Consider the following 368-nt stretch of genomic DNA (forward strand, 5'->3'; position numbering starts at 1 on the left):
GGTGACTGCTTATCAATAAACATGTGAAAATCCTCTCGTGTTTAGCGTAGTGAACCAGCTTCTCGATCAATAAAAATCGTCACATCTTCATGAAGTTTCAGAGCAGATGCAGGGAAGTCTGGGTGAATCTCTGTTTGTTCTAAATATTGTATCACGTCCGCTTTTGATTTTCCTGATGCGAGAAGGAGAATTTTTTTACTTGAAAGAATGCTTGCAATTCCCATTGTAATGGCATGTGTAGGTACCTCATCTATAGAAGAAAAGTACCTTGCATTGGCTTGGCGAGTGTGTTCATCTAATTGGACGACATGCGTCTTTGAGTCAAAAGGAGTACCTGGTTCATTAAACCCGATATGTCCATTTTGTCC

1 protein-coding gene is annotated in these 368 nt (G+C 40.2%); it reads right to left on the reverse strand.

Features of this window, described 5'->3' with window-relative positions; translation table 11 throughout:
• Positions 1 to 41 precede the first annotated feature (41 nt).
• Positions 42 to 368, reverse strand: a 327-nt coding sequence (locus tag KH400_RS22435; RefSeq protein WP_217228411.1) for a sugar phosphate isomerase family, incomplete at its 5' end; no start/stop codon positions are given.

The sequence above is a fragment of the Desertibacillus haloalkaliphilus genome (genome assembly GCF_019039105.1).
Lineage (GTDB): Bacteria > Bacillota > Bacilli > Bacillales > KJ1-10-99 > Desertibacillus > Desertibacillus haloalkaliphilus.